Origin of the sequence: Streptomyces sp. NPDC005408 (assembly GCF_040606445.1) — a bacterium.
Lineage (GTDB): Bacteria > Actinomycetota > Actinomycetes > Streptomycetales > Streptomycetaceae > Streptomyces.
Window position 1 is genome coordinate 1 of record NZ_JBEXEX010000102.1, and the last position, 10,419, is coordinate 10,419.

Annotated in this window: 5 protein-coding genes and 1 pseudogene; 4 read left to right on the forward strand and 2 right to left on the reverse strand. The window is 64.0% G+C overall.

The genetic code is table 11. The annotated features are described in order from the left end of the window. Positions 1-1,354: 1,354 nt before the first annotated feature. Positions 1,355-5,566 (forward strand): hypothetical protein, encoded by a 4,212-nt coding sequence (locus ABZS64_RS38480; protein ID WP_355839744.1) that lies wholly within the window; start codon positions 1,355-1,357, stop codon positions 5,564-5,566. A 60-nt stretch (positions 5,567-5,626) separates the two neighbouring features. On the opposite strand, the gene ABZS64_RS38485 is transcribed toward ABZS64_RS38480, so the two are convergent. Continuing rightward, complete coding sequence (locus tag ABZS64_RS38485) at positions 5,627-6,190, reverse strand: DUF6461 domain-containing protein (RefSeq protein ID WP_355839746.1); 564 nt, start codon at positions 6,188-6,190, stop codon at positions 5,627-5,629. Between the two features lie 395 nt (positions 6,191-6,585). Between ABZS64_RS38485 and ABZS64_RS38490 the strand changes: the two genes are divergently transcribed. The 3 genes and pseudogenes from ABZS64_RS38490 (at position 6,586) to ABZS64_RS38500 (ending at position 9,940) form a co-directional block, all read left to right on the forward strand. Continuing rightward, on the forward strand, positions 6,586-6,906 hold the full coding sequence (locus tag ABZS64_RS38490) for a hypothetical protein (RefSeq protein ID WP_355839748.1): 321 nt from the start codon (positions 6,586-6,588) through the stop codon (positions 6,904-6,906). Between the two features lie 550 nt (positions 6,907-7,456). Then, a complete protein-coding gene (locus ABZS64_RS38495) occupies positions 7,457-7,981 on the forward strand; it encodes a hypothetical protein (RefSeq protein WP_355839750.1) in 525 nt (174 codons plus the stop codon). Between the two features lie 828 nt (positions 7,982-8,809). Beyond that, positions 8,810-9,940 (forward strand): annotated as a pseudogene (locus ABZS64_RS38500) (IS630 family transposase). Between the two features lie 7 nt (positions 9,941-9,947). Here the strand turns inward: ABZS64_RS38500 and ABZS64_RS38505 are convergent. Next, positions 9,948-10,229 carry a DUF3027 domain-containing protein gene (locus tag ABZS64_RS38505; protein ID WP_355839752.1) on the reverse strand — a complete coding sequence of 94 codons (282 nt, stop codon included), beginning with the start codon at positions 10,227-10,229 and terminating at the stop codon, positions 9,948-9,950. Positions 10,230-10,419: the final 190 nt, after the last annotated feature.

Sequence of the window (10,419 nt, forward strand, 5' to 3'; positions counted from 1 at the left end):
GCGATCGAGTCGCGTATCCCAATCAGCGGTCGAGTCGTCGCGGGGCTCCGGGCGGCCAAGTGTCAGCAGCCTTGAAGACGGCAACAGCTTCTGAGCCATACCTGGAGCCCCTGGGTGTCACCGATCCTACGAATGACCGGCTGAGACCCGCGCCTAAAACGTAGGACAGCTTCTCAGCTGACTCTGAGCGGCTTGCTCTCGCGGACAAAGCCAACTGGCCGCGCCGAAGGGGCAGATACCCCGGAGCCAGGTCGATCCAGGTCAACTCCGGCGCAACCCACCGAACCGGCGCACGACCGCCGACTTGCTCTCGCAGCTCGGAGACGTGTACGCGGCTGTGGAGACTTTCGGTCCTGCGAAGGACCTCGTCATGATCCCTTTGGAGTGCGGGCGAGAAGGGCAACTCGTGGTACCACCGCACTTTCGCCGCCACCAGGTGGCGGCCTCATTCAGGCCCAGTAACGGGGGTCGGCCGGCGGGGCATTGGACCACCCAAAGGGGGTCGTTCCTCCCCGCGCTCGGGAGGGTCTTCGCCTCGGGGCGCGAGACCGCCTTCCCAGCTTCCGGCGGTTATCTCGGCTCGCGTGTTCCCTGGCTACTCGTCTCCGTCAGCGCGTTGCCGGAAGGATTCGGACAGCGTGACCATGTTCGCAATCAAGCAACGCTCCACAACCGCCTCACACCCCCCACAGGCCGAAAATCAGCCTGTCCGTGCGGCTTTCGGTCCGCTCAGCCTGGAAGGGCACGAGTACGCCACCCGCCAGCACGACGGTCAATTCTGCACCCGGCACGGAGGGTTCGCAGCAGGTCGATGACATGTCCTACCAACTGAAGTAGGCGCGTTTTCTCCTGCTGTTGGCTTACGCCGTCGTGTTGGATCATTCGGGGAAGAATCACGAGAGTTCCGCGGGGGCAACTCATGAACTTGGTCAGGTACGAGGGCAGTCCTGCGTCGAGTGCTCTACGGACATCTTCCCTGTGGTAATTGGCTGCTGAGAGGCTCATTGACCGGGCCTGCGCGGCCCTGCCCTGACCTTGTGGGCTGTACGCAACCATCCCAGCCTGACATGCGCATCCCCTTCACGTAAACGAGCGCCCGGCGCTGACCGACACCGTCGTCGGTTGGTGCCTCGTCGCGCTGCCCGCGATACCCCGCGACCTGAGCGGGGTGCCTGGCCTGCCAGCACCCACTGGATAGGCCATCCCACAGACAGAAGGAGTCGTGTTGAGATTACGCAAGAGATCGAGAGCCCTCGCCGCGATAGCGGCGGGAGTGACGCTGGCGGGTCTGCTTCAGCTGGATGTGTCAGCTGCGGTCGCCAGCCCTGCGGCGCAAGGGGTGCAGGCAGCCTCCGTGGACGCAGCCGAGGTCGCCCCGGCCGACCGTCGCACCGCCCTGGGTGCTGGCTGGGAGAAGTCCGGCGACGTGGCGTGGACCACTACGGGTGATGCCGCCGGCTTCCACCTGCTGATCGCTCGTGAGAGCGATGGGTATGCCTGGAAGACTGCAGCCACTCTCGTGGAGCCGGGTTTCGATGCTGATGCCTGGATCGGTAATGCGTGCGTGACGGGTTCCGGGCAGCGCGCTGTGGTCGTGTACGCCCCGCGTACGTTTACGAACAAGCCCAAGCTGATGGCGCGCGGCGGGTTCACCGCCGTCGTGGACCTCGCGAGCGGGCGGGTCACCAAGCTCGATCTGCAGGCGTCTTTGTCGTACTACAACCCGGGGTGCGGAACCGGGGAGACCGCGGTGCTCACCCAGTCCGGAGGCGAAGACAAGCCCGGCACTCGCCTGGTACGGCTGGATGCCGCCACTGGCAGGCTGTCCACGCCTGTCGAGACCAGGGGGCAGGTGACCTCTGCGGTTCCCGCGGCGGACGGGAAGATTCTTGGCGCCGCCCGTGCGGGGGTTATCGAGGTCGACGCCGCAGGAAGAGGAACGGTTCTCGCCCGCACCGACGGCGTGCCGTACAGGCTGACTCCCGATGGGAAGGGCGGGGTCGTCTTTCTCGACAAGGACGGTGCGACCGCCAGGGTGAAACGCCTGCCTCGTGCCGCGGTCACCAGCCCTGACGCTCAACTGGCACGGCCCGTTGTCCTGGCACAGGGACCTGCTATGGAGACCGGGTTGACGCGCGCCGGGGGCACCGTCTTCGCCACTGGCAAGGTGGCGCGCCTGGCCGCGCCTTCGGTGCAGGACCTTCCGGTGCAGGTTCTGGCCGGCAGCCCGAAAGACGCGACTGTCACCACGCGCGGCGCCGGCTTCGTCACCCAGCCCGTCTGGGGAGACGGTAAGGGGACGCTCCTGCTGCCGGGCGACTCTGGCAAGGCGCGCCTGGTCAAGATGTCGCTGACCGTGCGCGAGACCGGCCGCAGGGCAGATTTCAGCGTGGACCCTGCTCGGCGGCAGTCACCGAACGCCGGACAGGGACGGGACGCAGCTCCGAGCCTGGGCGGGTACTCCGCAGATGCAGGAACGGTGCGCCCGGCGAAAGCAGTCGCGGCTGGCTCGCCGACCGACCCGGTGGAGGACGAGCGGACCTGTTCTGTGCCGCGCAACGACCCGCGCAATCAGGCCATGCAGCCGAAGCCGCGGCAGGTGGAATGGGCCGTCGACCAGGCCATCAAGGGCTATCTCAACACCCACATTCAGCGGCCAGCGAATTGGAAGAACCTGGGAATGCCCGCCTACATGCCGCAAGAGCTCTTCCTCAACCCGGCACTTGACGGCGGCGAGCGTGTCATGGCGCAGGTCATGCTGGGCGTCACCACGCAGGAATCCAATATGTGGCAGGCGTCCCGTTCGGCCGTGCCCGGCGTCACTGGCAATCCCTTGATCGGGAACAACTACGGCATCGACCTCTACGACGGCTCCAGTGCGAACGACTGGGACGTGAACTTCGCCGAGGCCGACTGCGGCTACGGCATCACCCAGGTCACTGACCACATGCGGATGGCCGGCCGGGAAAACGGGCACGGCGGCGCCGCCTGGCCCTATCAGAAGCAGCGGGCCGCTGCCCTCGATTACACGGCCAACATCGCCGCGGGCCTGCAGATCCTCGCCGACAAGTGGAACCAGACCCGTGCTGCCGGAATGACGGTCAATCACGGCAACGCGTCTCGGCCCGAGAACTGGTACTACGCCCTGTGGGCTTACAACTCCGGCTTCTATCCGCAGAGCACAGCAGGGCAGAATGGCGGAGCCTGGGGCCTGGGCTGGGCCAACAACCCCGCCAACCCTGAATGGGATGCCGGCCGGCTGCCCTTCCTCGAGAACGCCGTCGGCGGAGAGGACGCCAGCGCGGCAGCGCGGCCGCAGTACTGGCCCTATCAGGAGAAGGTGCTGGGCTTTGTTGCCCACCCGCCGTCCTTCCTTGAATCCCCGGGCACCATGGTGCCGGCCTTCCGCTACTCCACCTGGAACGGCAGCAACGCCGCCGTGAACGTGAAGGGCAGCGCCCTCTACAACCGTGCGCACGTCAGGGCCCCGGAGGACGCCTTCTGCAGCACCGCCAACTCCTGCAACCCTGGCAAGATCTCCGACGGCGCGTCCAATGACACTGCGACAAGCGGGCCGTGTAGCAGAGCAGACTTCAGATGCTGGTGGAACAAGCCCGTCACCTGGAAGGACGACTGCGTCACCACCTGTGGTTGGGAAGTCGTCCGCTTCAACGAAACCTATCCGGAAGAAGCAGACGGCACGGCCTACCCTCCCACTTGCAGCGTCAGCGGGCTCCCTGCAGGGGCTCTCATCGTTGACGACGTTCCGGCCGGGACCCCCGTCGTCAGACCAGGTTGCACCAACAGCTGGACGAACTCGGGCTCGTTCTCCTTCGCCTTCTCCAATAACGGTTCCGAGGCTGTCTACCCGTCCAAGGTCGACCTCCATCAGCTGGGCGCCGGCTTCGGAGGCCACTTCTACTTCGGCCACACCCGTCAGGACGATGCCAAGGGGCAGCGTCTGAAGATCACTGGAACGTGGCAGCTCAACCAGAAGGTCAACGGTACGGCCATGGTCTACGTGCACCTTCCTGATCACGGCGCGCAGACGAAAAACGCCACGTACCAGATCGACACCGGACGGTGGACAGCGCAGCGCACCATCGCGCAGCCGGGCACAGGCAACCGCTGGGTTCCCCTCGGCGCCTTCAGGTTCAGTGACGTGCCGAGGGTGCGGCTCACGACCACGGCATCCGACGGGACGGGCGACGAAGATGTCGCATTCGACGCCATTGCCGTGGCTCCCGGGGACTACAAGGTCAACAATTCAGAGATTTCGCTGCCACCGGCAAACCCGAACGCACCCGACATCGATCACAGTGACCAACCGCACGAGCCCACCAAGGAGACCCTCGCTGGAGTCTCGGCCAGGGCCGACGGGACAGGTGTCGGCGCCTGCAAGGTAATGAACAAGAAGGCTGGCACATCACTGTGTCTCAGCTCGCAGACCGCGTTCAGGAAACCGACGAGGCAACAGTTGAGCAAGGTCCGGCCCCTGGCCAAGAGGGCTGGCGAACTACACCTGGTGAAATGGTGTTCTGAGGTTTCAGGAAACCACTACAGTCGTCTTGAGGCCTGTCTGCACCGGAACGTCACGGCAACGGTTTTTCGCAATGAAAAGCCGATCGGGCAGGCAGAGTTGTTTGTCCACACTGAAATAAGCGTCAAGGACGGCGGAAAACTGGTCCGGGAAGTGAGCACCATCTTCCCGACCCGGATCGACAAAGAAATCGGCTCCATCGCCCTGACATGGGACCCGGACTGTGCGGGGGCATGCAAATCTGACCCGCCCCTCGTCACTGGCCAGATGGCCTGGGGTACGGACGGAACTGGATGGCCCATAGCACAGGCGCAAGTAACCCACGAGTGGACAGGAGCGACGCTCGATAAGATCAACCTGCAGTGGTTCATGAAGGTGACATCACCTTCGGCCGACAATGAGCCGACGGCCATCTGGGAAATTCCGGACTTCGAGCTGCGGTGTGACGCCCAGGTGGGAAACAGTCCCGGTTGCGTTTTCTGGAAGATTACGCCTACATACACCGTGGACACGGCCAAGTACCCTACGGCGAGCGCCATGTACTGGCTGGCTCAGACCAAGCTGAAGAGCCGGCCCGGTAGCCGAGCCAACCCGCTGCACCGCCTCGCCGATGTACCGACACAAGACGCGAACAGGCGGCGGATGTGTCAGAACGTCAGCGCCAAGTTCGATCCGCATCCCGACACGCCGCCCGAGGTGCAATGCGACGAGTTCCCCTTCGCTGCATCACGGGAAAGCGGCGGAATGATCCCCGGCCTCACCGGCGACAAGTGCGCCCAGTTCTATGGTTTCAAGGACGCCGTGAGCGGCCGCTGGATACTTCGGGACGACGACCGGGTAAACCCGCCGGCATGGAATGAGTCTTGCGCGCGGGGCAGCATCACAAAGGATCACAATGAAGGAGCCGGGCGCGAACTGGGTGTTTTCACATCGAAGGTACGACTTCTCGATGGCGACGCGTACAATCTGCGAATGCCCGGGTTCGACAAGTGCACTAGCGAGTACTGCGTGATTCAGACCCTGTAGGCGGCCAGAAGGCCAACGAGTGGGGCCCGGAACACTTTTCGGGCCCCACTTTTTTCGGTATCAGGGAAAGCGGACCGACCGCAGCTCACTTGAAGCGACCTCATCGCGAACGAGACCCAGACCGAATACCTGCTCGGCGATCGTCAGCATCGCGGCCGTACTGGCAGCATCCTCATTCTCCGGAAGCAGCCCGACATTGTGCAGAGCTTCAAGCAACGCATCAGGATCTGCCCCTCCGCGTATCTCCGGGGCGTCAGGGTCGAATGTACACTTCAGCATCCCCGACTCGGCCCAGGAGAAGCTCTTTTGACCCCTCTCGTTCCGAGAGAAGGAGACGGCTTCGGTGCCTTCTGAGACGCGAGCCAGCACAGCACCGGAACCTCCGTGGGCACCCCAGCTCTCTGCTGCGTATGACCACGCCCCGGATGTGCCGAACCGGAGGACGGCTCCGGGCTCACTGTCGCGCAGTTCGGCCTGCTCAGCCTGGCTCAGAGTCATCAGTAACGAGGTACTGGGATCACCACCCATACGGCGAATCATGTCATCAATACCTATGTCCCGAACAAACGTGACACAGAATCCCAACTGATAGACCGTCGGCAGCCATTGCAGCCCGTCATTCATCAACTCTCCTCGACACAAGAGAAATCGGAACGTAGAGCGACACTACCGCTCCTCAGCATGGGTGATCACTCACTCCAGCTTTCCACCACCTGCATGTGGCGGGCATGCGGTGCGTAGGTTTCCTGAGTCCCCAGCAGTGGAGTAGCGGCGTCTTCTGGCCCCCCTAGACCACGTGACACCACGTCACCTGATCGACCACAGACGGGCCTTGCTGGACGGCGGCTGCGCCGCGTACGTTTCCGCGACGCACACACACTGGGGGGAGCATGCGCCACTGCACTGCGGCCATCGCCGCGGCTCTGATCTTCTGCACACTCACCGCCTGCACGTCAGGGGACGACAGACCCCGGCCCACGACAGCGCCTGTGTCCGGCCCGTCCACCAAGCCCGGACCCGTGGCGCCTTCCGATGATTCGGAGGCCGCGCTGGCTCGGGAGGTGCGTGCCTACGGCGAGGCGTATTTCACGGCGGACACCGCCACGGCGTACTCGCGCCTGTCCGCTCGTTGTAAGGAGGAGTTGCCTCGACAGGCGTACGAGAATGTGCTTCTTCACGCGGTTAGTGAATACGGCAAGCAGGGCGTGAGGCTGGTGAAGGTTGATCTGATATCTGGCGACACCGCCCTCGTGAGCTACAGCTATGACCTTCCTGAACTGGATGAGGCGATGCAGAAGTGGGCCCGCGAGCGCGGGCAGTGGCGCTATGACGCCTGTTGAGGTCCGCCCGGCGGCGCTGCGGGCGACAGGCAGTAGCACCGTCGGGCTCGTTCACGGAATGCCGCTGACGGCTGGATCTGCAGCGTCCCCGAGGAAGCCGTCGGCATGGGGGGAGCCTGAGCCGCTGACACGCAGGGAGGGCACAGAAGGTACGGCGTCGGGGTCAGCAGCGTCGATACAATGCAACCAAGCTGTCATCCAAGGGCTGTTCACGTCACGACCGCTTCAGGTGCGAAATCGGCCACTGTGGCTAAGAAGGCATCTTTCTTGAGATTGCTGACCTCTTGTGAGGAAAGCCACACCACCATCTTGGTTACACAGTCCGTAGCAATGAGCCAATGACCGTCTAGACCAATCCCGGCATCTCGGCCGACGGGGACATTCTCGCCGCACACAGGGTACTTGAAGTAGACAGACAACGTTCCGTATGTGAATTACCCCGGTCCCCCACAGCACTTGTCGTCCTAGTGTCTTCGAGGCGTGCCGGAAATCCAGCACGTCTGGTCTTCGCGATCACTTCGCAGACCTCACCAGACCGCCAGGGGGAAAAATGAAATACTCGGCCGAAAAATCAGTCGGGGCAATCCTCTTACTCGTTGTTGCCCTTCTCTTCATGGGCATACCGCCGGCAGCCGCCGAATCCGGGAGCAAGCCGCTTCTGATTTCTCCCAAAGCGAATGCACCTACCCGGGCGGTCGCCGCAGACGATCCGGCCGCCGCCGCCGCAGCTGCCGGCGTCTGCGGTACCGGCTACTCGCTGTACTACGCAGAACGACTGCCGGATGAGCGCCGATTCGGAACGCTCTTCATCTACACCAAGCCCGGCGCCGCCGAGAATCAGCCGGTGTGCGCCATCTTCGACAACAACACGAGCGCGGCGAAGTACATGAAGATCAAGCTGTGCTCGAACTGGATCGCCGACGGATGCACACAAGACTCGGGCACTTTCAGCCAGTACGCAGGACCCGTGTACCAAAAGCGCGGAGGCTGTGGCAAGGTCACGGCGATCATGAAGAACTCTGCCTCGTCGTCAACAGCACTCATTGACGCAGTCCGCAGCACGACCGCCTGTTAGGGCCTACAGTGACTCGCTTTGCTTCACCGGCTCCGCGCCTCATCGCGCGGAGCCGCACCCTCGTCGCAGCTGCGCTGGTCATCGTGGCAGGTGCCATGGCATCTGCGTGCACGAGCGACAGCTCACCTGCCGGCACATCGAAGGACGTCGCCAGGACCAGTGCCCGTCCTTCTCCTGAGCCTTCGCTTCCGGGCTCGGCCAGCAGTCCCACGCCGTCATCGACACCTCGAACGGCATCCACTGACACGGCGCCGGTGCAGGAAGACACGGGCCAGGAGACACCCTCGGAACCCGCGTCCGGCAGCGAAGGCGGCTCCCAAGTTGATGCGGGGCCAGCCGCCGCAAAGAATGATGTGACCGTTCGACAGCTCATTCCGAAGCCCGACGGCCATGCCCTGTGGGTTCCGGTGAGCATCCACAACCGTGGGCCAGAATCAGCCAGTTACACGGCCGTCATTCGGATCACAGGTCCCAACGGATATACCGCCACTGTCAATGTGACCACAGGACCGCTGCCGCCCGGCCGTACGGCATCCCAATCCCACACGGCGCAGGACCCCTCAGGAGCTGCCGTGCCCAGCAACCCGCAAGCCGAAATCGTCAACGTGGTACGAACACCCGCCTGACCAGCCAGACGTCCCGGCCCGGCTATCCAAACCCGGTAACGAAGAACGGGCGGGACGTGCACACACGATGGCCACCCTGCTCTCGGTGACGGGTATACAGCCGGTCTGACCAAGCTAGTGCCGCATCAGGCAACGTTCGCCCTGTCGTGACGCGTTGCTGGGTTTGCTGCGCCGGATGGCATCGGACGGCCAGAATGATCGCGTGGCTGAACGTGTGCGGGTCCGGGAGATTGATGACGACGAGGGCAGGCGGTTGCTGCGGATCATCCGCAGAGGTACCGGTTCGGTACCTGGCGGCGGGCCCAGATGGTGCTGTTATCCGCACAGGGCATGCCCGTGGCGAAGATCGCCGAGGTGTCGTTCACCAGCGCGGACCGGGTCCGGGACGTGCTGCACAACTTCAACGCGGACGGCTTCGACTCGCTCTACCCGAAGTACAAGGGCGGCCGCCCGAGGACCTTCACCCTTCCCGAACGCCGGGAGATCAAGAAGATCGCCAAGTCCAAGCCGGCCGAGCACGGCCTGCCGTTTTCGACCTGGAGCCTGGCCAAGCTGGCGGACTTCCTGGTCGCCGAGGGGGTGGTCGACGACATCAGCCACGAGGGCCTGCGCATCCTGCTCCGCGAGGAGGGCGTCTCCTTTCAACGCGTAAAGACCTGGAAGACCTCCCGCGACCCCGACTACGCGGCCAAGAAAGCTCGTGTCGAGCATCTCTACGCGATCGCCGACGGCGAGGTCATACCCGAAGAAGGCGAGCCCGAAGTCGTCTTCTGCATGGACGAGTTCGGGCCGCTCAACCTCCAGCCTCACCCCGGACGGCAATGGGCCGAGCGCGGCGGACGGAACAAGGATCCCGACCGTGAGCCCCGGCCCCGCCGTCGCGCGACCTACACCCGCCCGCACGGGGTCCGGCATCTGTTCGCCGCCTACGACCTCGCCAAGGACCAGCTCTACGGGCACGTCAAGAAGACCAAGAACAGGTCGAAGTTCCTGGAGTTCTGCCGCTACCTGCGCTCGCTGCACCCGATGGACGTGCGCATTGCGATTGTCTGCGAACAACTACTCCCCGCACCTGACGACGAAGCGGTGCCAGCGGGTTGCGACGTGGGCGGCGGCAAACAATGTGGAGATCGCCTACACCCCGACCAACAGCTCCTGGCTCAACCGGATCGAGGCCCAGTTCACCGCCCTGCGCTACTTCGCCCTCGACGGCACCGACCACGCCAGCCACAAGGCCCAGGGCAGCATGATCCGTCGCTACATCATCTGGCGGAACAAGCATGCCGCTGACGAACGCCTTCGCCGGGTCGTCGCCCGCGTCAACGTCGCCTGACCGGCGTCTATCCGAACGAGCCCTCGCGGACCGCAAAGTACTGGCAGCCGTCGTGCTCGAACCGCACCCGTCCATCGAATGGCGAGACGGGGTGGGTGCAGACCCCGTAGTCCTGGCCGAGCTGCCCGCTCAGCGCGATCCAGAAGCGGCACCCTCCGCACTGAGCGTCGTACCACTCGTCCGGATAGTCGGGCTGAGCGGTCGAACGATTCAACGACGCACGCCAGCGAGCATGGCACTGATCGTTGTGTTCTCGATCGTCACCCGTCCAAGGCTCGCCAGTCGCCACCCTTGGCCCCTCCTCGCCTAACCGAGACTGTCAGCCCCGATGATTGCCAGGTGATCCTCTCATCAGGAACAGGGCGAACGTTGCCTGATGCGGCACTAGTAGGACTCCGTTACGTCTGCCTGTCGGTCCTGTTTGGGGGCATGTTGAGGGTGTGGATGCACATGAAGTGAACCGTGCTCGGGCGAAGTTG